The sequence below is a fragment of the Thalassolituus sp. LLYu03 genome, from assembly GCF_050507655.1.
Lineage (GTDB): Bacteria > Pseudomonadota > Gammaproteobacteria > Pseudomonadales > Oceanobacteraceae > Venatoribacter.
The window spans coordinates 2,557,772-2,577,842 of sequence record NZ_CP191496.1; the positions used below are offsets into that span (position 1 = coordinate 2,557,772).

Below are 20,071 nucleotides of genomic sequence, written 5' to 3' on the forward strand. Positions count from 1 at the left end.
AAAATGCCATTAGCCATTGTCCGTTTCCGCCACCAGCAACAGGTTCGCTGGGGCATGCTTGAACAGAATCTGATTTATCCGTTATCCCTGCCCTGCAGCACCACGGCCAACCTGATCAGTCTGGGTTACAACGCGGTTGCTGCGGCCTGTCAGCAGGCCAGCGAAGCGCTGGCCGATAATGAAGTGGAATTACTGTCGCCCATTACTCAGGACGCCAAAGTACTGTGTCAGGGCGCGAATTACCGCCAGCATATGATCGACTCCGGCATGGACCCGGACGAAAAATCGTTCAATATGTTTTTCACCAAATCCTCGGCTTCCATTACGGGGCCTGCAGGCCATATTGTGCGGCCCGACCTTGTACAGTTGCTCGACTATGAAGTCGAACTGACGCTGGTGCTGGGCAAAGCCACCCACAGCACACTGCAGGTGAATGACAGCAACCTGCACGAATACGTGGCCGGTATCTGCATTGGTAACGATGTATCGGCGCGCGATGTGCAGATTCCGCAAATGCAGTTTCATAAAGGCAAAAGTTATCGCACCTTCTGCCCGCTTGGTCCTGTGCTGTGCCTGCTGCATAAAGACGACCTGCATTATCTGAGCAAATTGCAGCTCAGTCTGAGCGTGAATGGTCAGGTGCGCCAGAACGACAACACCGCCAACATGGTGTTCAAAGCCGCCGAAACCCTGAGCGAATATTCGCAGATTGTTGATTTTAATCCGGGCGATATCCTGATGACCGGCACCCCAAGCGGCTGCGCGCTGGGTTTACCATCACCGCTGCTGGTACGGATTTCAGCCCTGCTGCCCGAGAAAAAGCGCTGGCAGCTGTTTGTTAAAGGTCAGCAGAAGCGTCCACAGTATCTGAACAATGGCGATATTATCGAAGCCAGTATTAAAAGCGCCGATGGCGTGATTAATCTGGGGCGCCAGCGCCACACCGTTGTCGGCGGAGCCGTGTGATGGGCTTTAATGAAATAGGCAGTAGAGAGATGAGCATTAAAGAGATGGGCGCCATAGGGGAAGGCATTGCCAGTTATCAGGACGTACTGAATGCCGAACAGCACACACCTCTGCCACAGGCAAAAAGCACCTACGAACTACTGCAGACTGCCGCGGATAAATTCGGCGACAAACCGGCGCTGTCGTTTTTCCTGCAGACCGCAAGTCACCGCATGCCAGAGGTGTATTCCTACCGCGCATTACTGCAGAAGATTCACCGTACCGCTAATTTTTTTCATCAGCTGGGTGCCGGTAAAGACACCGTTATTGCCTATATTCTGCCCAATTTACCGGAGACACATTTTGTCATCTGGGGTGGTCAGGCCAGTGGTATCGTCGCGGCTATTAACCCACTGCTGGAAGCAGATGCCATGGTGGAATTACTCAATGCCGCCGGTGCCAGCATTCTGGTCACTCTGGCCCCCTTTACAGGAACGGACTTGTGGCCAAAAGTGCAAAGCACACTGGCACACATCCCCACGCTTAAACATCTGGTGCTGGTGAATATCGTCAATCATGTAACGGGGTTAAAAGGCATTGCCGCCAAAGTGCTGCAGAAAAAAGCCATTTGGAACCAGTATGGCGTTCATGGCGTGAAGAAAGCCGTTCCGGACTCAGTTCAGGTTCACGATTTCAACCGTGCCATCCGCACCCAGAACCCGGATACATTACTCAGCAATCGACAGTTCGACCCGCAGGATTATTCGTCGTTTTTCTGCACCGGTGGCACCACAGGCACACCCAAAATTGCCATGCGCCGCCACGGCAACGAAGTGGCCAACACCTGGTCCGTCGGGCAATTAATGGGCGCCAATATCGGTCCGGGTAAGAACATTTTCTGCGGTTTGCCGCTGTTCCATGTAAATGCCGTTCAGGTAACCGGCCTGCTGCCGTTTTCGCGCGGCGCGCACGTGATTCTGGGGACACCGCAAGGCTATCGCGGTGAAGGGGTTGTCAGCCGCTTCTGGGAAATCGTGGAACACCATAAAGTGAATTTTTTCAGCGGTGTGCCAACCCTGTACGCCAGCCTGCTGGAATATCCGCTGGGCCAGCACGATATCCGTTCACTGGAATACGGTTTGTGCGGCGCGGCACCGCTGCCGGTGGAAGTGTTCCGCAATTTTCAGCAACGCACCGGCCTTAAAATTCTGGAAGGTTACGGCCTGACCGAAGGCACCTGCGTCAGCAGTGTGAATCCGCCATTGGGCGAACGTCGTCTGGGCTCGATTGGTCTGCGCATTCCCGGCCAGCAGATGAAAGCGGTTGAGCTGGATGAGAGCGGAGCCTATATGCGCGACTGTGCCGCCAATGAAACCGGCGTGTTGGTCATTGCCGGGCCCAATGTGTTTGCCGGTTACCGCATCGACAGCCAGAACACAGGGTTATGGATTGACTGTGGCGACGGCCTGCGCTGGCTGAACACTGGCGATCTGGGCTATCAGGATAACGATGGCTATTTCTGGTTAACCGGACGAAAAAAAGAACTGATTATCCGCGGTGGTCACAATATCGACCCGGCCGCCATTGAAGAACCGCTGCACAAACACCCGGCCGTACAGCTGATCGCCGCCATTGGCCGCCCGGATGCACACGCCGGCGAAGTGCCGGTTGCCTATGTGCAATTAAAGCCAGGCAGTAGCGTCAGCGAAGAAGAGTTACTGGCCTTTGCGCGCGAACACATCAGTGAGCGTGCTGCCATACCAAAGCGGATCTATCTGATTGATGCCATCCCGCTGACACCGATCGGCAAGATATTTAAACCGGCCCTTAAAAAGCAGGAAATCCGTTCTGCGCTGATCGACGCCCTGCAGGACGCAGGTATTACCTGTGAAGACGTGCTTGTTCAGGACGATAAGCACAAAGGACTTTCGCTGGATGTACGCCTGCCAACCAGCGAGGCACAACAACAGGCAACCGCCGCTCAGGTGCTCGGACAATTTCCGTTCGGATTCAGGCTTACAAGCGCAGAAGAAGACCTGAACGAACCCGCTTAAGTGGCGGTGCCATCAGAGAATCGGATAGAAAGGATACGTCTGTTTGAAGTCGGCCAGCGAAAACTGTTCGCGGATCTGATCGGAAAACTCAGCCCGGCGCATGCGCCGGGCATCAACGCCCTGATACTGCAGTACCGACAGGCATTCGAGGCACACGCCGCAGCCTTTGTTGCTGACCATTGGGATGCCGGTCACTGCATTGCCGGTCGCTGCATTGCCGGTCGCTGCATTGCCGGTCGCTGCATTGCCGGTCGCTGCATTGCCGGTCGCTGCATTGCCGGTCATTGTGTTGCCAGTACCGACGTCGATGGTATCCGCACGATGTCGCAACGACTGCACCTTAGCGCAGTAGGCCAGATGGTAGTCTGCCTGATCCTTCAGCCAGACACGGGTATTTTTAAACGCCAGCGTTTTGTCTTTCAGCACCCGCAACGCCGCGCCGGACACCTGCAACACTCCGTCTTCCAGTGCCTCGCGTTCGGCGTAGGTCAGTTGTTTTTCGGGATCGAATAATTCGAAACTGCCCAGCTGTTCCGCCTTCATGGTCTGGCGCAGACGGTTAAAAGCTTCATCCTGCAGAAAATCCGGCAGCTTCACAGCACCTTCTCCAGAATGGTGGCGATACGCCCTTCGGCGTCGGTGCGCACCCGGAATTCCACGCGGCGTGAACGGTCGTCATTTTCGCTGCCATCATCGTTGCGCACGACTTTGGCCGACGACAGTCCATTGGCGGTTAAATGGGATTTCAGCCAGTTCTTGTTAGCACTGACATCGGGTAATTCGAGCACAAAGCCCAGTGTCGAGCGGGTACGCTTCTGCGACAGCTCCATATTACGGATATAAGCATCGTCGTCACTGGCTGCACCGACCCAGGCGCTGGAGGTATGACCTTCGATGCGCACTTCCTGAATATCGTCTTTGTATTTATCGCGGGTAATGATGCGCATATAGCGCGGAAAAAAATCCGACAAAATAGACTGAAATTCGGGTTTAAGTTCCGCATCGCCTTTATCGAACAGCACTTCGCTGTTGTTAAAACGGAACGTCAGGTCTTTATCCAGCTCCGCGCCCCAGCGGGCCATGTCTGGCGCGAATTCGGTTTTTAAGTCTTCGTACAACTGCACACGCAGGTGATCGTAAAGAATGGCTACGTCGCGGATTTTATTGCGCTCGGTTTCGACGTTCACCATAAAGACGATGGAAATCAGCATGAACACCATCATCAGGCCGGCCATCAGGTCGGACACCGCAACCCAGTGGCCTTCCTGTTCTTTCAGTTGTTCCAGTTCATTTTCATTCATCGACGCGCTCTGCCATCTGAACCAGACGCTGCAGTTTATCGGTCAGTGGTGAGTAATCACTGACGAATTTTTCCGACAGGGCGGTAAGCTGCATACCAAAGGATTTCAGCGCTTTATTCAGCTCGGCTTCCATGGACTCGTCGAGCACAGACACCTGACGCTCAACCCGCTCACCCAGACGCTGCAACTGTTGCAGACTGTTGCTCTGCTGATCCTGCAGACGCTGGCTGCTGTCGGTCAGTGCCTGCTGCAACTGGCCTTCAATTTTGTGCTGCATTTTGCCCAGCTCATCCACGGCCCAGCGCTGCTGCATCTGCACGGCATCGGCCATGCCTTTGGTGAGGGCGACAATGCGGTCTTCGAGCTTCGGCAAACCATCGGCGGCGTGATTCACCAGATCGGCCAGACTGGTCAGCTGCGACTGCAGATTCGAGCGCTGCGCTTCAAGGCCGTTCAGCAGATCCTGCAGCGATTCGGAAATGCCATTAAAGGCATTGGCGTGGCGCACCATGTATTCAAAGGCGGTGCTCGCCTCTTTCATGGCGCCTGAGGTGCGTTCCTGCTCGCTGATCAGCACGTTCAGCTGATCGCGGTAAGCCTGTTGCCATTCCAGCATGGCGATAACCGACTGATTCAGCCGCTTGAAGTTGTCGCCGTACTGTTCATTGATCTTGGTGTTGAATTCGCGCATCACCATTTCGATGGCGTTCACCAGTGCCTTGGCGTTGGCCTCGGCCTGACGTTCCTGATAACTCTCAAGGGTGCTGATCACCTGATTCATGCGGTCGAGAGTCTGCAGATGCTGTTTGATCAGCTGCCCCTGCAGCCCGCGTTCGTTGTCCGGGTTCATCACGTCGGCCAGATGCTTCAGCGAGGTGTCCAGATCGTCGATGGTGGCGATGCGGGTCTGGGCGGCTTCCCGCCGGCCGGTCTGAGACAGGGCGCCACGGATTTTGAGCGTCAGCGCACCGAGCAGACCAACGATGGACGACCAGAACGCGGTTTTCAGACCGTCCATCAGTTTCGGCACACTGCCCTGAATATCGGCGGTGTCGAAATGCCACAGCCCCAGCGCAACCCCCAGAAAGGTACCGAAGATACCAATACTGGTAAGAATATTCGGCGCCACTTCGGCGGTGCGGTTGGTGTAGCGGAAGGCATGGAAAAAGACGGTAAGTGCGGCAATCACCACCATCAGACCCAGCGTCCATCCGGAAAACTGCTCCATCATGTCCTGCTGCTCTCTCAGCGTGTTATTCCTGATAAGTCTAGTGCACTTTGCCTGATTTGCCGTCTCGCTATAAAGCACCTTCACAATGGCGCCAGTTCACGGCTAAATAGCGTCTTTACACAGAACCGAACGGAGTTGGGAACAGCATGCTGATCAGCAATATGGAAGTGGTGCCGGGCAAGAAAGTGGCCCGCCATCTGGGACTGGTACAGGGCAGTACGGTGCGCGCCAAGCACGCCGGCCGCGACATCATGGCCGGTATCAAAAACATTTTCGGCGGCGAGCTGAAAGGCTACACCGAGCTGCTGTCGGAATCGCGCGATGAAGCCCTCGCCCGTATGAGCGAGCAGGCACGCCAGCTGGGCGCCAACGCTGTGGTGAACGTGCGCTTTTCAACCTCGTCCATTGCCGCCGGCGCCTCTGAGATTTTTGTGTACGGTACGGCGGTGATTCTGGAGGATCGCTGATGGGTCAGCTCGTCGTCTTTCTGGTGCTGCTGGCGCTGGGCTACAGCTTCGGACGTCTGGCTGAGTCGCGCCATTACCGCAGCATTCACGCGCGGGAAGATGCCATGCGCCACCTGCTGGTGCTGCCCGACCGTATGCCTCCGCTGGACTTCAGCCAGCACGATTCGACTCTGGTGACCGGCTCGGTGGTGATTTCCGTCGATTATTTCAAAACCGTGGCCGCCGGCCTGCGCGGTATTTTCGGCGGCCGGGTCGGCGCCTATGAAAGCCTGCTCGACCGCGCCCGCCGCGAAGCCATTCTGCGCATGCAGGAAGAGGCACTGGCGCTGGGGGCTGACGCCGTGTTCAACCTCAAGTTCGAGACCAGCCGCATCGGTCAGAACGCCGGCAAGGGGCTGGGCTCGGTAGAGGTACTGGCCTACGGCACGGCCCTGATTCCGCCGGGAGCCACCGCCTGATATGAGCGCCAGCCTGCCAAGCGGCAACCCGAAACTGCCGGATTCCATCAACAACCAGCACGAATCGCCGCTGCGCGATTTTGTGCTGCTGGCAGTGGCTCTGGTGGTGCTGGTGCTGTTGCTGGCGGCCGGGCTTTCGTTCAGCGCCCGCTGGGTGGCACCGCTCATTCCGTACGAATGGGAACAGGCGCTGGTGCCTTCGCAGGCCTCTCAGTCGGCACCTGGCGAAACAGACGATACGCTGACTGGCAATCCGCTAACGGCAGAGCAACAAGCTCAAAAACAGGCTGAAAAACAGGCCCAGGACGCCCTCAATGCACTGATGCAGAAGTTGCTGGCCAACGAAGCCGCACCTCTGGCCGTCAGCGTGCACTGGCTGGCCGACGAAGCATTGCCCAATGCCTTCGCCATGCCCGGCGGACAGATCTTCGTGACCCGCGGTCTGGTCAACAACGTAAGCTCTGAAAACGGTCTGGCCATGGTGCTGGCGCACGAATACGCGCATGTGGCCCTGCGTCATCCGCTGACACTGATACTGGAGCAGCTGTCGACCGGGCTGGTCACCGGCCTGTTCGGCGGCGATGCCGCGGCACTGATCAGCCAGCAGACCCGGCTGGCCACCCTGCTCGCCTTCAGCCGCGACATGGAAGCCGACGCTGATGCCTACGCCGTGCAGCTGGTGAAGGCTACCTATGGTCATGCCGGCGGCAGCGGTGAGTTCTTCGCGCACATGCTGACGCAGCACGATGAACCCGGCTGGACGCAGATGTTCAGCAGCCACCCACTGACCCAGACACGTCTCGATGCCCTGCTCGCGCAACCTGACGGCGCCCTGACGCCACTGCCACAGGCTCTGTTGCAGGCTCAAAGTCAGAACGCAGCGGTGGCCGATTAACCGCGCTCCGTCAGCCAAAAGACTGTTTTTCCAGCCGATACGACGCGCTTTTTACCGGCAGAAACGACACCGCGCCGGGCACAGCGTCAATTTGATCTAGACTCATCGGATCAATCAGGACGACTGTGGCACACCATGAAAAACATGAGCATCAAACAACTGATTGCCGCCCTGGCGGTTGTCGTCGGCGTGGCCATGGCCATCGTCGGCTCCATCATCTGGCAGGAAGTACAACAGTTACGGGGCGTACTGGAACGCAACGAAAAGCTGCTGCTTCCGATTCTGGCGCAGGGCTACGAAGCCAAGATCAACACCATTCAGGTTCAGCAATGGCTGACCGACATCAGCGCCACCCGTGGCGAAGATGGACTGGACGACGGCTTTACCGAAGCCAAAGCCGCCTACGAGGGCTTTCAGGCCAACCTGAAACAGCTGATGGTTCTGGACCCTGAGCATCAGGATCTGTACACCGGCATTAAACCTGTGTTCGACGTCTACTATGCGGCGGGTAAAGAAATGGCCACCGCCTACGTCGAAGAAGGTACCAGCGCCGGCAACGCCCACATGGAAGCATTCGACTTCGCCGCCAGTGCCATTACCGATAAAATGACCGAAGTGCAGGCGCACCTGCTGAAACTGGCGAAGCACGATCAGCACATCGCCAGCACCATTCTGAAAGAACAGAACGAGATTATCCTCCTGAGCTTTCTTACCCTGATCGGCGTGCTGATGGGGCTGTTCTACATAATTCACCGCAAAGTCGCGATTCCGGCGCGGATTATTGCTGACAAACTCACGGCCATCGCCGCCGGCGATTTACGCGGCGAACTGCAGTACAAAAGTGCTGACGAACTGGGCCGCATTGCCAGCGCATCACGCCGTATCAGCCGCACCTATCAGGATTTCATCGCCAAAATTATTGGTTCGGCCAATATGAATTCGAGCTATTCCTACGCGCTGCTGTTTTCGGTGCAGGATGCGGTGAAATTCGTTGAGGAACAGACCGAGGAAAGCGTGAACGTCATCCGCGAAGTGGAAGAGCTGTGTCACTCCACCGACCATATGCAGGAAGCGCTGAAAAAAGCCCGCGACGAAACCAGCGGTGCCCGCGGCAAAGTGAACGACAGCCGCACCACGCTCGAAGATGCACGCTCTACCGTCGAAGAAATGGGCTCGCAGCTTGAACAGGCCGAGCAGGCAATCATCAGTCTGGCCAATCAGACCCAGACCATTAACACCGTCATCACCACCATCAGCGCGGTGGCCGAACAGACCAACCTGCTGGCCCTGAATGCCGCCATCGAAGCCGCCCGCGCCGGTGATCAGGGACGCGGTTTTGCGGTGGTCGCCGACGAAGTGCGCGCGCTGGCGCAACGCACTCAGGAATCCACCAGCGAAATCCGCAGCACCATAGATACCTTGCAGAAATTGTCGGAAAACGCCGTTGGGGTTATTAACCGCAGCCGCAAAGTCGCCGAACGCAATGCCAGCATCAGCGGCGATGTGATTGCCTCGCTGCAGGCGATTTTTGAATACATCGAAAGTATTCACTCGCTGAATCAGTCGGTGAATACCCTGTCGGACGAACAGCTGCGCGATATCAATAAAATCCGCGAACGCTCGACCACCATTGATGAACTGTCGGGCAATGTGCGCTCGCGCATTATGCGCGCCGACCGTTTCAGCCATCAGATGCGCGACAGCATCAAAGCCTTTACCAAGGTCAGTAACGAAGTAAAAATCGATTGATCGGGCCATTCAAACGCCCGGCAGACCGACCTGTTCGTTTCACATCAGCGCCTATAAAAAAGCCCCGCGATTGCGGGGCTTTTTTTCACCTGAATTACTTCAGGTTATCGAGGTAGCGCTCGGCATCGAGTGCTGCCATACAGCCGGTACCGGCGGAGGTAATGGCCTGACGGTAGATGTGGTCGGATACGTCGCCAGCCGCAAACACACCTTCAATACTGGTCTGGGTCGCATTGCCGTTCGAACCGCTCTGCACCACCAGATAACCGTCTTTCATGGCCAGCTGGCCTTCGAAAATGCCGGTGTTCGGTGAGTGACCAATGGCCACGAAGATACCTTCCAGCTCAATGTTCTGGGTTTCACCGGTTTCGCGATTTTTGATGCGCATGCCGGTGACGCCCATGTCGTCGCCCAGCACTTCGTCCAGTTCACTGTTCCAGATGATTTTCACATTGCCGTTAGCGGCTTTGTCCATCAGCTTGTCGGCCAGAATTTTTTCTGACTTGAAGCTGTCGCGACGGTGCACCACCACCACTTCGGCTGCGATGTTGGACAGATACAGGGCTTCTTCAACGGCGGTGTTACCACCACCGATCACAGCCACGCGTTTTTTGCGGTAGAAGAAACCGTCACAGGTGGCACAGGCGGAGACGCCCTTGCCTTTGAAGGCTTCTTCACTGTCCAGACCCAGATATTTGGCGCTGGCGCCGGTGGCAATGATCAGCGCATCACAGGTGTACTGGCCGGTATCGCCTTTCAGACGGAAAGGACGCTGGTTCAGATCCACTTCGCTGATCTGGTCAAACACGATCTCGGTATCGAAGCGCTCAGCGTGGGCTTTCATGCGTTCCATCAGTTCCGGGCCTTGAACACCCATTACATCACCCGGCCAGTTATCCACTTCCGTGGTGGTGGTCAGCTGACCGCCCATCTGCATACCAGTGATGATCACAGGCTTCAGGTTCGCGCGCGCCGCGTACACCGCTGCGGTGTAACCGGCCGGGCCTGAGCCCAGAATGAGTAACTTAAGGTGACGTGCTTCGCTCATGTTCATGAGTCTCCAGTGTTCATAAATCCAGATTCGTTGGCCGCATTATAGGGGGCCGGCGGTTCCTGTTAAACGCCGGCTGTCGTTCTGCCCCTACCGGAAATGGCACTTAGCGCGCCAGATTAGTGGGTATCCGAGGCCTGACAAAATAAAAAATCCCGATGGTTCTATGCTTTATCGCTATAAGGACGCGTCTCAACAGGTAGCAACTATACTCAGTTCATGCGTTCGGTGTGCCCATAAAAGCGCATTCGTTACAAAATGGCCTGATTAAACTTTTTCATTAGTTTTCAACAGGTTACATTATTAAATGGACTTATCCAGGTTATCCGCCGGAAAGCCTGCGTTGAGCGTTTACAACCGCTCAGGCAGCATGTGGGCTGAGGACAGATAACAAGAACTAAAGAAGGTCTCAACATGCAGAAGCGCCACGACATTCAGCAACGCTCCCGACTGGGTTCGCTGCTCATCAACAAAGGTCTGATTACCCGTCAGCAGCTGGACGAAGCACTGGTTATGCAGTCCACCAGCGGCATGCGATTGGGGGAGGCGCTGATCAGCAAGGGCTGGCTGACCCAGAGACAGCTGGACAAAGCCCTGCGCAAGCAGTCCCGCTACCGTCTGATTGCCGCCGTCAGCGCTGTGCTGCTCGGACCATTGCAACCCTTTATGGCCAGCGCCAACGCCGCCAGCGATGACAACAAAGCCATCGCAGAACAGACCGTTTCCGCCCGCAGCGGTATGCAGGAACTGTCCGAACTGGCGATGTCATCGGTCAGCGCACAGGGCACCATGAGCAACTACGAACGCCTGCTCGATATTGTGAACAACGATCTGAGTTCCGACGACGACGCCGCGCTGACCACTCTGGAATCGCTGGCTGGCTCTCTGCTGCCGGGCACCAACCTGCTGGATGCCGATATGGAAGTGTCCGGTGTCGAATACGAACCGGGCCCACGCACCACCATCAACGCCGACGGTTCACTGGACATTCAGATGCCGACCCGAATCCGCCAGATCGCTTTCCGCAATGTGCGCGTGGCTGGTGCTGAAGGGGAACATTTCGGTGATCTGGTGCTGAAAGACATCAGCTTCGGTCCTGACACCACGGTACGCATCACGCTGCGCTGATCGCGAAACCGCCATAAAAAATGCCGCTGACTGCGGCATTTTTTATGGGCTGCATTCTCTGTGTTCATTCCCGGCAACAGCCCAAGCCTTACGGCCTTGAGTCGGGCCCAGACACTGAGATCAGGGAGGCCGTGCTTCAACGTACACGCCTCAAAAAATACCTGCCTCAGACAGCAGACCACGGGCGTGAATAACCCCGTGCGATAGAGAATAAAAAAGGGAGCCAAGCTCCCTTTTTATTTTCTGAACATCAAACGGTATTCAGATCAGTTGTAACCAATCATCAGCGGCACGAAGGCGACGATTATCAGCGCAATGCCCATGGTCACCAGCGGCAACAGTATGCGCTCATGGCGATACCAGAACGGCATGCCGCGCGACTCTTCAGCCGCCAGACGGACTTCTTCCTCACCCACCACCTGCCGCGTTAATAAGTGATTCAGGGCCACCGGCGGACTGAGATACCCCAGCTCGAAGGCAACCAGGGTCACCATCCAGAAATGAACCGGATTAATGCCACTGTCATAGGCGATGGTAGCAATGGTCGCGCTCACCAGAATCACGGCACCGTATGGGTCCATCACCATACCGATGACCACCAGAATGGCGACCAGCAATGCCATGGCCAGCCAGATGGAATCGAACGACGTCGGCACCAGGCTCATCAGTTCAGCCCGCTCAACCACACCACCGATGCTGACTGAAAGACCCATCAGCATCAGCAGAGCGCCGATATGACCGGTTGTTTCGGTGGTCGCTTCGCGGATGGTTTTTTCAATGGAATCGTTGCCGCTGCGCAGATCCGACCAGGATTTTTCCAGACGGGTTTCGACGTAATCAATGTTCAGGTTTTCACGCTGCAGAATGGCTTTTTCTTTGGTGATGCGCTCATAAATCAGAATCACCAGCAGCAGCACCGGCAGAATGATCGGTGCTGAGAATTCATCCAGATACGCGTTCAGCGCCAGCGCATACGCCGCCAGTGTCAGCGCAATGATGATGGTGTACGGAATCAGAGGTTTCAGCGCCGCCAGAAATTCCGGCAGCAGATTCTCCGGTGTTTCCAGCGTCATCGGACCACGGCGGGTAAACAGGGCAATAGTGGCGAACAGCATGGTGGTCAGGAAGAACACCTTGACGCCCCAGCCAAACAGCTGGTCGGTGGTCACTTCGTTGTTCAGGGCAGCAATAATCACCACCAGCAGACACGGACGCAGAACCACACCCAGCGAGCCCGACATGGCCGTAGCCGCCAGCGCCAGCTGACGACGGGAACCGGCACGACGCAGTTCGTTGTAAATCAGACCGCCGACCGCGATAACGAAAATACCGGAAGCGCCGGTGTAAGCCGTCGGGATGGCAGCAATCGCCACCACGACCACTGCCAGCAATTCGGCCGGCATTTTAAACGGACGGAAAACATTGAATACCACCTGCGCCAGCTCGGTACGCTTCAGCAGCATACCAATCCACACGTACAGGCCCACATTCAGGAACAGTTGCGACAGTTCCATCATCTGGTTCAGGTAAATACCAATGCCCGCGCTGTGGCCGGACAAAATAAAATAGGTGCCGGAAATGATGCACATAGTGGAATACAGCGGCACCGACAGCTGAGCTTTAAAGAAGCTGCCGCCGGGAATGGCATCTTTCGGAATAAACAGGAACTGGTACAGACTGAGCAGCAGAATAAAGGCAAAGCCCACAATCCACAGGTGATGCAGCACCGCGTGCTGACCTGTGACTTCTACGCCAGAGGTAAAGGCCACCTGACGGAAGCTGTACACGGAATAAAACAGAATACCGGACGCCAGCAATTGCGCGAACGACGCCACGCGGTAATCCATCACGGTTTCCATCGGACGCAGCGCAATATGGTGACGACGGAACAACGCAGTAAGACCACAGATCAGCACCAGCACGGCCAGCATAATACGCTGGGCCATCATGCCGAATTCACCGAAGCTGGCTACGCTCAGCTCTACCGCGCGGAAGGCGCGCACTGCGGGCGTGATTCGGCCGGCGGTCTGGTCGTAAAACGCGTGTTTTTCAACACATTGTGCCTGCGCAGCCACCAGCGACTGACGCATCACCGACGGGTCTGCAGGTTCTGAATCGAGCAGATCCCAATCGTCATCCGCCGATTCCGACTCCGCCATCAGGCGCGCCAGTTCGGCATCAATATCCATGGCCGGGTTGCAGCTGGGTAATACCGGATCCGTCCGCAGCTGAAAATAACCATCCCAGATATTTTCACCCAGCTGCAGCAGCTGCGCATGCATGGCATGACTGGTGTTAAGGATGACAACGAAAACCAGCACCAGAAATGCCGGCAGGGCCGCGAGCCACTCGTAAGCGGTGCGCTGCCCTACGCGTAGGGTCTGCTCCATCAAGGTACCTCACAAGCGCGGTTGGGAACCGCGCGATATTTTTATTATCAGTGCCGGGGTCAGGTACGCCCCGGTTTTTTATTCGAGCTTTTCAACACACTCGGCAGCGGCCGGATTTTCGCCACAACGCAGCTTGCGCATCAGACGCAGCATATTGCTGTCGTACACGCCTTCGTCACGCAGGTTAACGCGCACACTACGCAGCATCAGGTTGTATTTATCCTGATCCGCCTGCGCCAGATTAACCCAGTATTTCTTGTCGATTTCGGCGGTGTCTTTTTTGATGTAATCACTCATGCGGTCAAATACGGAGGCGATTTTCTCGCGGGATTTCTGACCAAAGCCTTCCGGGAAACGCTCTTTGTGCAGAATGATCTGGAAATCCAGATACGCCAGATTGAAATTCAGGATGCCACCCTTGTTGCCTAAACCTTTGTACATTTCCAGAGGTTTATAGGCGAGGGCCGGTGCGTACGCGGCATCCACACTGCCGTTGTTGAATTTACCGGAGAAGTTGGCTGAGTTAGCCGGCACCACAGAGGCGCCCACGTGGTTCACCAGTTTGATCGACGGCTCGTCGTATTCGAACGTGGCAATGCGCTTGCCCGACAGCTCTTCGACGGAGTCGATGTTGCGGTCACGCACGAACAGATAAATCGGACCGGCTGGCAGAATGCCGCCCACTTCGTAGCGGCCTTCAGTCATGTATTTAGCCGCTTTCGGTGACGATACCGTCGCCACCAGATCGCGCATGACGCTTTCCGTTGGCACCGCACCAATGGCTTCGATGGTGGCGGCGAATTTATTGAACGGGCGCGCACGGGCGCCGGTCATCAGCACGGCATCACACTGCTCGGCTTTGAAATCGTCCACGGCGATTTTTTCGTCGGTGTAGGCGTGCAAATGGAAATCCACACCCCACTCCAGCGCCATGGTGCCGTAGTCTTTACTCATACCGAACAGCGAGCCGTTGGCGCCCAGCGGGTCGAACACACAGAAGTTGCGTTTTTCCACCGCCAGAGTCATCTGGCTGACGGCCACCAGGCCGACAGCGATCAGGGTACGCAGCATATTAGTCCTCCAGCAGATCATCGATGTTCAGGGAATTCAGCGCCGGCTGGGCGTCGTCCCAGAAGGTACCCAGACTGCCGATTGGCGTGCGGGCACCGGTTGCTTCCGTCCACATACGATCGGATACAGCCTGAATCTGACGGGTCGCCATGATGTCCATCATGCGGTACTTCGGATTGCTCGGAACGGTCTTCAGGGAATCGGCGTGACGACGGATCGCCGCGCGCAGCTGTTCGGTGTTACCGGAGCCGTCGGCAATCACCACTTCAATGGCGTGTGCCATGCGTACACCCGAGGCGGTGGCGATACGGCTGGCGTTTTCCATTTCAACCCACGGGTCCGTTCCTTTCGGAGCGGTATCAGGCATCATCACCCAGATACCCGCCTGCAGTGCCTGTGGCAGGCCCCACCAGCGTACGTTGTCCACACACTGCAGACCACGGACCGCTTTCATGGCGATGTCTTTCGGCACGTTCACCGAGCTTTGGGAACGCAGATCGCTCATCACCGACTGCATGCCGGCAATCGAACCCAGCACCCAGAAAATCTCTTCGTCTTCGTCCAGATCCGGGCACTTCTCACCCGGCTCACCGAATTCAGCCACCATGTGCTGGTAGGCGCGGTACTGACGGGCCGCCGCTACGGCAAACTGACGTTTTTCGCGGATGCGGGCGTCTTTCGCTTCGTTCACGTTCTGCGCCTTAAAGGCACGCAGATACGACAGCGCTTCTTCGTGGGCTTTTTCTTCCGCACAGGAGCCGGACATCATGTACATGGTGACCGCCGCGCGGTCCGGGGTGAAGGTCAGCTCGGTGAACGACAGCAGTGCCGGCGCCATGGCCGTGGTCAGGCCGCAGGCCATCTCAGGGTCGCTGTCCTTCATGGTGTATGGGATGGCGTAGTCTTCGGTGTAGTCGTACGCAAACCAGCCAGTGGTGCGGTAAATCGTGGAACAGCCGGACAGGGCACTGAACGCCAGCGCGCCCAGCAGTAACCGTGATAAGAAAGCCATGAAGCCCCCGTTTCTGATGAGAGTTTTGTTGTTATTCTTCCCGGATTCTGGCAACCGGGTATGCGCTGAGCGTCCGGCATTGCCGGGCCAGCGACAATAGAAGTAAACGCCAGCTGCCAAAAGGTTAAAATGCGCCAAAGCCCCGGGTCAATTCCGGCGATGTCCGCCGCCGAACACGAACGACAGCTACTGTCGCTCATGGACGCCCACTTTCAGCAGGCGGCTGAGCGGGTGGACGTGGTTTACCGCCAGCACTTTGCCAGTCAGGCCGCCGTACTGCGTCGCCACTGGACCCACCGCCGGGATATTCCCAACGACCTGATGATTCTGCCGCGCACGCTGGGGCGTGTCCTGTTGCGCCGTCAGGGCGCGCAGGAAATGTCCGGCAAACAGCAGGCGCTGCGCCGGATACTGGAAGAAGACCTGCTCGACCTGCCCGGACTGCAAAGCACCCTCAGTGCCTACTGCGAGGGCGCGGCCGCCGCCGCAGGGCTGGGCGCACAGCAACTGGCGGCGCTCAGTCAGGAACAACAGCAAGCCTTTGCCGCCTACCTGCAGCGTCAGCTGGAGCGGCTGCATCTGCCCGCTGACGGTGTGCGGGAAGGGCTGCTGGCCATCGGCATCATGCTCGGCGGGCGCGTGCTCGGCGATAAAGCACTGCTCAGCAGCGCTGCCAGTCTTGGGGGCACGCTGGCGACCTCGCTGTACGTGTCGCAGCAATCCTGGTGGGGCGCCCTCTGGGCCGGCTGGTTCGGCACGCCGGGCTGGGTAACCCTTGCCGGTGCAGGCTCAGGCATTGCCGCTCTGTTGCTGCTGTCGCCCCTGCTCGCGCCCGGTGTCGAGCTGGGCATGAACCGCCTGCGGGCGCGGCGGCTGCTGACGCAGACGGTTGAGCAGGCAGTGGCTCAGGTTCATCAGCCCGATACCCTGCTGACGGCCAGCCGGCTCGGGCTGTATCTGCAGCTGTTGCCCGATCTGGCTCAGTATCTGGCCCGCCTGCGCGGCATCTGAGCCAGTCAATGCCGCCAATCGGATGTCATAAAACAAACACTTGGCAAGAGGCTTTCATGGAGTGATATTAGAGACTTAGCCCCCACGGAGGAGGGTTGTTGTTGCGCCGAAACGATTTTCTGTCAGGACATGGCAGAACCGGCAGAGCCAGCCGATGGCTTCTGTCAGTCCACTGCCCGACACACACGACGCTGACCGCCGGTTGCAACGTCGACTCCCCCGACCGCCCTCAGATTCTGCCCCCTACCCTCTCACTCACACCGCAGTTCATGCCCTGCCAGCCCCCGGAGAAGCGTTCCCCGAAAGGCATGTCGATTCCCTCTGAGATACTCAGCCCTATCCGTTACCAGGAGTGCTCCTATGGCCGCACGTAAGTCCGATACCAAGCTGTATGTTCTGGATACCAATGTTCTGATTCACGATCCGGCTGCGATCCTGAATTTTGAAGAACATCAGGTCGTGATTCCGATGACCGTTCTGGAGGAGTTGGACAAACTCAAGATGGGCAAAGCCGCAATCGCCACCGATTGCCGCGAAGCCATCCGTAAAATTGACCGCATCATCGGCGATGCCTCGCCGACTGAAATTGCCAAAGGGGTTCCCATCATCCGCCCGGATGGTGGTTGTCAGGGCCATCTGTCGATTCTGCTTGATGGCTTCGATCATCCGAACCGGTCGTTGCCACCGGATCTGAACGACAACAAGATCATTAACAGTCTGGTCGGGCTGCAGGAGAAATACCCGCGCCGTGACGTAATTCTGATCACCAAAGACATCAACATGCGGCTCAAGGCCCGTGGCTGCGGCATCGGCGCGCAGGACTACCAGAACGATCAGCTGGTATCCGATGTGTCACTGCTGGAAACCGGCTACCACGCCTTCGCCGATTCCTTCTGGGAAACTCAGGCCGAGGTTGAAACCTTTCACGACCAGAGTGGTACCTACCACCGGGTGCCACTGGCGAACCTGCCGGAAGATCTGTTCATCAACCGCTTCATCGTCGACGAGAAGGGCTTTGTCGGCAAAGTCGTGGCACTGGAAGAACACAGCGCTGTGCTGCAGGACCTGCCCAGCGATCAGCTGATGCGCCAGAGCGCCTGGGGCCTGACGCCACGCGATATTCCGCAGGCTCTGGCCCTGCATCTGCTGCTCGATCCGGACGTGCATCTGGTGACCCTGAGTGGTCAGGCAGGTTCAGGTAAAACCATTCTGGCGCTGGCCGCAGCCATCGAAATGACAGTGGCCACCAAGCAGTTCCGCCGCATCATCGCCACCCGCTCGACCCGCGGGCTGGACGAAGACATCGGCTTCCTGCCGGGTACCGAAGCCGAGAAAATGGAACCCTGGCTGGGCGCCATCACCGATAACCTGGAAGCCCTGCACAACGAGGACGAACACGCGGGCAGCAGTGTCGATTACATACTGCAGAAAGTGCCGCTGCAGTTTAAGTCGCTGAACTACATCCGTGGCCGCAGTTTTCAGCACAGTCTGATCCTGATCGACGAGTGCCAGAACCTGACGCCGCATCAGATGAAGACCATCATCACCCGCGCCGGCTCCGGCTCGAAAGTGGTGTGTCTGGGTAATCTGGCGCAGATCGATACGCCTTACCTGAACCCGATCAGTTCCGGTCTGACCTATCTGATTGAACGCTTCAAGCAGTTCAGCTACGGCGGCACCATTCACCTCGAAGGTTCACCACGTTCTGTGCTGGCGGAGTACGCCGAAACGCATCTTTAACAGAACAGACGTTTATCGTTAGAACTTTGACGATATAAGAAGTGTGAACTATATAACTAAGGGACTCTGTTAATCAGAGTCCCTTTTTTCACCCCTGAATTCACCATCCGAGCCATCCACGGAAGGTTTACCATGATCAAAGTCTTAGCATTCGCCGCTCTGTCCGCACTGACTCTGCCAGTCATCGCCGCACAGCCAACCGCAGCACCGGCAGAAGAAACCGTGTACGAGCTGGAATTCGAAACCGACTCCAACTGGACCAGCATCGAAATCCGCGACGACGCCGTGTTCGTCAACGCGCCGGCCGGTGAATCCATGAGCGTCACCGCCAAAGACGGTCTGCGTTCCTACACCATTTCGCCGAAGAAGATTTACCTGCGTTCCCGCACCAAAGGCCTGGTGAACATGAATCTGTTCGTGAAGTCGCGCAATAACGTGCTGGGCCTGACCATCTGCAAAGGATCACCGTCCAGCTACACCTGGATCAAATCCGGTCAGTCCAAGCAGAAGAACGACCTGAAAGAAAAAGACCACTGCGAACAGGCCGCACTGGTGCTGCAGCTGTTCTAATGCAGCCGCACGCCCGCTGAGCCGCCCTGTCATTCGCCAAGGCAGCAGTGAAAAAGCCAGTGCACCGCACTGGCTTTTTTATTCAGTGCTCAAGAATGTCGCGCCGGAAATCGCCTTTGAACATCGGGATTTCATGCAGCTCTTTCTCCCCTTCCATGCTGAAGAACATGCCGCTGGCTTCAGGCGGACACACCTTAAGATTGGCCTGATTACTGATCGGCCGGTTGCCGCGCATCATGTCCTTCAGCATCAGATAAATTTCCTCGTACGAGTTGCCACGCAGCTCGACTTCTACTTCTGTGGTAAAGCGGAATGACATTTTCGCCATGACCAGCCCTCCTCTTCAGACTATCTTCTGAGGCTAGACGAAAAGCTGAAATCACCCGGCAAAAGCGTCACCATATAGAGACTTAACCTAACCGGCTCTTTGCACAGAGCACATGGCTATAAAACGAGGTTCTGATGAAACGCATCGCCATCTACTGTGGCTCGCGCCACGGCAACGATCCGAAATACGCACACGCCGCCGCCGAACTGGCGACCTTTCTCGCCCGTCAGGGCATCGCTGTGGTGTATGGCGGCAGTAAAACCGGGCTGATGGGCGTGGTCGCCGATAGTGCGCTGGCCGCTGGCGGCGAAGTGATCGGCGTGATTCCTGAGTGGCTGACCCAGCGCGAGGCTGAACATCCGGGGCTGACCGAGCTGCACCGGGTGACCAGCATGCACGAACGCAAGGCCCTGATGGCAGAACTGGCCGACGCCTTTATTGCCCTGCCCGGCGGAATCGGCACCCTCGACGAACTGATTGAGATCTGGTGCTGGGCCGGAGTCGGCGCCCACAGCAAACCCTGCCTGTGTTACGACGTCGACCATTACTGGCAGCCGCTGTTTGATCTGCTCAATCACGTCCAGCAGGAAGGTTTTGCCCACGGCGAACGTCAGATTGAACGGGTCAGCTCAACCGCAGGACTGGCCAGTTTGCTGGGTCTGAGCTGACG

19 protein-coding genes are annotated in these 20,071 nt (G+C 56.9%); 11 read left to right on the forward strand and 8 right to left on the reverse strand.

Features of this window, described 5'->3' with window-relative positions:
• Positions 1-3 precede the first annotated feature (3 nt).
• Positions 4-966 carry a fumarylacetoacetate hydrolase family protein gene (locus ACQUQU_RS11615; protein ID WP_430459852.1) on the forward strand — a complete coding sequence of 321 codons (963 nt, stop codon included), beginning with the start codon at positions 4-6 and terminating at the stop codon, positions 964-966.
• Positions 967-995: 29 nt separating this feature from the next.
• Complete coding sequence (locus tag ACQUQU_RS11620) at positions 996-2,999, forward strand: acyl-CoA synthetase (protein WP_430459853.1); 2,004 nt, start codon at positions 996-998, stop codon at positions 2,997-2,999.
• Positions 3,000-3,011: 12 nt separating this feature from the next.
• Here the strand turns inward: ACQUQU_RS11620 and ACQUQU_RS11625 are convergent, their stop codons facing one another.
• Genes ACQUQU_RS11625 through ACQUQU_RS11635 form a run of 3 tightly spaced genes read right to left on the reverse strand, consistent with a single transcriptional unit; the run spans position 3,012 to position 5,531 of the window.
• Entirely contained in the window at positions 3,012-3,596 is a 585-nt protein-coding gene (locus ACQUQU_RS11625; protein WP_430459854.1) for a hypothetical protein, read from the reverse strand.
• Complete coding sequence (locus tag ACQUQU_RS11630; RefSeq protein WP_430459855.1) at positions 3,593-4,300, reverse strand: OmpA family protein; 708 nt, start codon at positions 4,298-4,300, stop codon at positions 3,593-3,595. Before ACQUQU_RS11630 ends, ACQUQU_RS11625 begins: the two co-directional genes overlap by 4 nt.
• Complete coding sequence (locus ACQUQU_RS11635) at positions 4,293-5,531, reverse strand: hypothetical protein (protein WP_430459856.1); 1,239 nt, start codon at positions 5,529-5,531, stop codon at positions 4,293-4,295. Before ACQUQU_RS11635 ends, ACQUQU_RS11630 begins: the two co-directional genes overlap by 8 nt.
• A 146-nt stretch (positions 5,532-5,677) precedes the next feature.
• Here ACQUQU_RS11635 and ACQUQU_RS11640 point away from each other — a divergent pair, with 146 nt between their 5' ends.
• The 4 genes from ACQUQU_RS11640 (at position 5,678) to ACQUQU_RS11655 (ending at position 9,100) form a co-directional block, all read left to right on the forward strand.
• Positions 5,678-5,998, forward strand: a complete 321-nt coding sequence (locus tag ACQUQU_RS11640) for a YbjQ family protein (protein ID WP_430459857.1) — start codon at positions 5,678-5,680, stop codon at positions 5,996-5,998.
• A complete protein-coding gene (locus ACQUQU_RS11645; protein WP_430459858.1) occupies positions 5,998-6,456 on the forward strand; it encodes a YbjQ family protein in 459 nt (152 codons plus the stop codon). Before ACQUQU_RS11640 ends, ACQUQU_RS11645 begins: the two co-directional genes overlap by 1 nt.
• Position 6,457: 1 nt before the next feature.
• Positions 6,458-7,351: a M48 family metallopeptidase gene (locus tag ACQUQU_RS11650; protein WP_430459859.1), complete on the forward strand. Its 894-nt coding sequence runs from the start codon at positions 6,458-6,460 to the stop codon at positions 7,349-7,351.
• A gap of 144 nt (positions 7,352-7,495) precedes the next feature.
• Positions 7,496-9,100 carry a methyl-accepting chemotaxis protein gene (locus tag ACQUQU_RS11655; RefSeq protein WP_430459860.1) on the forward strand — a complete coding sequence of 535 codons (1,605 nt, stop codon included), beginning with the start codon at positions 7,496-7,498 and terminating at the stop codon, positions 9,098-9,100.
• Positions 9,101-9,194: 94 nt separating this feature from the next.
• Here the strand turns inward: ACQUQU_RS11655 and trxB are convergent, their stop codons facing one another.
• Positions 9,195-10,148: a thioredoxin-disulfide reductase gene (gene trxB / locus ACQUQU_RS11660; RefSeq protein WP_430459861.1), complete on the reverse strand. Its 954-nt coding sequence runs from the start codon at positions 10,146-10,148 to the stop codon at positions 9,195-9,197.
• 417 nt (positions 10,149-10,565) lie between these two features.
• Here trxB and ACQUQU_RS11665 point away from each other — a divergent pair, with 417 nt between their 5' ends.
• A complete protein-coding gene (locus ACQUQU_RS11665; protein ID WP_430459862.1) occupies positions 10,566-11,279 on the forward strand; it encodes a hypothetical protein in 714 nt (237 codons plus the stop codon).
• A 266-nt stretch (positions 11,280-11,545) separates the two neighbouring features.
• Here the strand turns inward: ACQUQU_RS11665 and ACQUQU_RS11670 are convergent, their stop codons facing one another.
• The 3 genes from ACQUQU_RS11670 to ACQUQU_RS11680 all read right to left on the reverse strand — a co-directional run bounded on the left by ACQUQU_RS11670 (position 11,546) and on the right by ACQUQU_RS11680 (position 15,752).
• Positions 11,546-13,669 (reverse strand): TRAP transporter large permease subunit, encoded by a 2,124-nt coding sequence (locus tag ACQUQU_RS11670; protein ID WP_430459863.1) that lies wholly within the window; start codon positions 13,667-13,669, stop codon positions 11,546-11,548.
• 78 nt (positions 13,670-13,747) lie between these two features.
• Entirely contained in the window at positions 13,748-14,740 is a 993-nt protein-coding gene (locus ACQUQU_RS11675; protein WP_430459864.1) for a putative solute-binding protein, read from the reverse strand.
• A gap of 1 nt (position 14,741) precedes the next feature.
• Entirely contained in the window at positions 14,742-15,752 is a 1,011-nt protein-coding gene (locus ACQUQU_RS11680; RefSeq protein WP_430459865.1) for a hypothetical protein, read from the reverse strand.
• A gap of 159 nt (positions 15,753-15,911) precedes the next feature.
• On the opposite strand from ACQUQU_RS11680, the gene ACQUQU_RS11685 reads away from it, so the two are divergent.
• From ACQUQU_RS11685 to ACQUQU_RS11695, 3 genes are all read left to right on the forward strand, one after another.
• On the forward strand, positions 15,912-16,763 hold the full coding sequence (locus tag ACQUQU_RS11685) for a hypothetical protein (RefSeq protein ID WP_430459866.1): 852 nt from the start codon (positions 15,912-15,914) through the stop codon (positions 16,761-16,763).
• 360 nt (positions 16,764-17,123) lie between these two features.
• Positions 17,124-18,503 (forward strand): PhoH family protein, encoded by a 1,380-nt coding sequence (locus tag ACQUQU_RS11690; RefSeq protein ID WP_430459867.1) that lies wholly within the window; start codon positions 17,124-17,126, stop codon positions 18,501-18,503.
• Positions 18,504-18,635: 132 nt separating this feature from the next.
• Positions 18,636-19,073 (forward strand): hypothetical protein, encoded by a 438-nt coding sequence (locus ACQUQU_RS11695; protein ID WP_430459868.1) that lies wholly within the window; start codon positions 18,636-18,638, stop codon positions 19,071-19,073.
• Positions 19,074-19,155: 82 nt separating this feature from the next.
• Here the strand turns inward: ACQUQU_RS11695 and ACQUQU_RS11700 are convergent, their stop codons facing one another.
• Positions 19,156-19,401 carry a hypothetical protein gene (locus tag ACQUQU_RS11700; RefSeq protein ID WP_430459869.1) on the reverse strand — a complete coding sequence of 82 codons (246 nt, stop codon included), beginning with the start codon at positions 19,399-19,401 and terminating at the stop codon, positions 19,156-19,158.
• A gap of 134 nt (positions 19,402-19,535) precedes the next feature.
• Here ACQUQU_RS11700 and ACQUQU_RS11705 point away from each other — a divergent pair, with 134 nt between their 5' ends.
• On the forward strand, positions 19,536-20,069 hold the full coding sequence (locus ACQUQU_RS11705) for a TIGR00730 family Rossman fold protein (protein ID WP_430459870.1): 534 nt from the start codon (positions 19,536-19,538) through the stop codon (positions 20,067-20,069).
• Positions 20,070-20,071: the final 2 nt, after the last annotated feature.

Bases quoted from the DNA above. Each gene is read 5' to 3' on its own strand.
- ACQUQU_RS11615 (WP_430459852.1), top strand. From the start codon at position 4: ATGCCATTAGCCATTGTCCGTTTCCGCCACCAGCAACAGGTTCGCTGG.
- ACQUQU_RS11620 (WP_430459853.1), top strand. From the start codon at position 996: ATGAGCATTAAAGAGATGGGCGCCATAGGGGAAGGCATTGCCAGTTAT.
- ACQUQU_RS11630 (WP_430459855.1), bottom strand. From the start codon at position 4,300: ATGAATGAAAATGAACTGGAACAACTGAAAGAACAGGAAGGCCACTGG.
- ACQUQU_RS11635 (WP_430459856.1), bottom strand. From the start codon at position 5,531: ATGATGGAGCAGTTTTCCGGATGGACGCTGGGTCTGATGGTGGTGATT.
- ACQUQU_RS11640 (WP_430459857.1), top strand. From the start codon at position 5,678: ATGCTGATCAGCAATATGGAAGTGGTGCCGGGCAAGAAAGTGGCCCGC.
- ACQUQU_RS11645 (WP_430459858.1), top strand. From the start codon at position 5,998: ATGGGTCAGCTCGTCGTCTTTCTGGTGCTGCTGGCGCTGGGCTACAGC.
- ACQUQU_RS11650 (WP_430459859.1), top strand. From the start codon at position 6,458: ATGAGCGCCAGCCTGCCAAGCGGCAACCCGAAACTGCCGGATTCCATC.
- ACQUQU_RS11655 (WP_430459860.1), top strand. From the start codon at position 7,496: ATGAGCATCAAACAACTGATTGCCGCCCTGGCGGTTGTCGTCGGCGTG.
- trxB (WP_430459861.1), bottom strand. From the start codon at position 10,148: ATGAGCGAAGCACGTCACCTTAAGTTACTCATTCTGGGCTCAGGCCCG.
- ACQUQU_RS11665 (WP_430459862.1), top strand. From the start codon at position 10,566: ATGCAGAAGCGCCACGACATTCAGCAACGCTCCCGACTGGGTTCGCTG.
- ACQUQU_RS11670 (WP_430459863.1), bottom strand. From the start codon at position 13,669: ATGGAGCAGACCCTACGCGTAGGGCAGCGCACCGCTTACGAGTGGCTC.
- ACQUQU_RS11675 (WP_430459864.1), bottom strand. From the start codon at position 14,740: ATGCTGCGTACCCTGATCGCTGTCGGCCTGGTGGCCGTCAGCCAGATG.
- ACQUQU_RS11680 (WP_430459865.1), bottom strand. From the start codon at position 15,752: ATGGCTTTCTTATCACGGTTACTGCTGGGCGCGCTGGCGTTCAGTGCC.
- ACQUQU_RS11685 (WP_430459866.1), top strand. From the start codon at position 15,912: ATGTCCGCCGCCGAACACGAACGACAGCTACTGTCGCTCATGGACGCC.
- ACQUQU_RS11690 (WP_430459867.1), top strand. From the start codon at position 17,124: ATGGCCGCACGTAAGTCCGATACCAAGCTGTATGTTCTGGATACCAAT.
- ACQUQU_RS11695 (WP_430459868.1), top strand. From the start codon at position 18,636: ATGATCAAAGTCTTAGCATTCGCCGCTCTGTCCGCACTGACTCTGCCA.
- ACQUQU_RS11700 (WP_430459869.1), bottom strand. From the start codon at position 19,401: ATGGCGAAAATGTCATTCCGCTTTACCACAGAAGTAGAAGTCGAGCTG.
- ACQUQU_RS11705 (WP_430459870.1), top strand. From the start codon at position 19,536: ATGAAACGCATCGCCATCTACTGTGGCTCGCGCCACGGCAACGATCCG.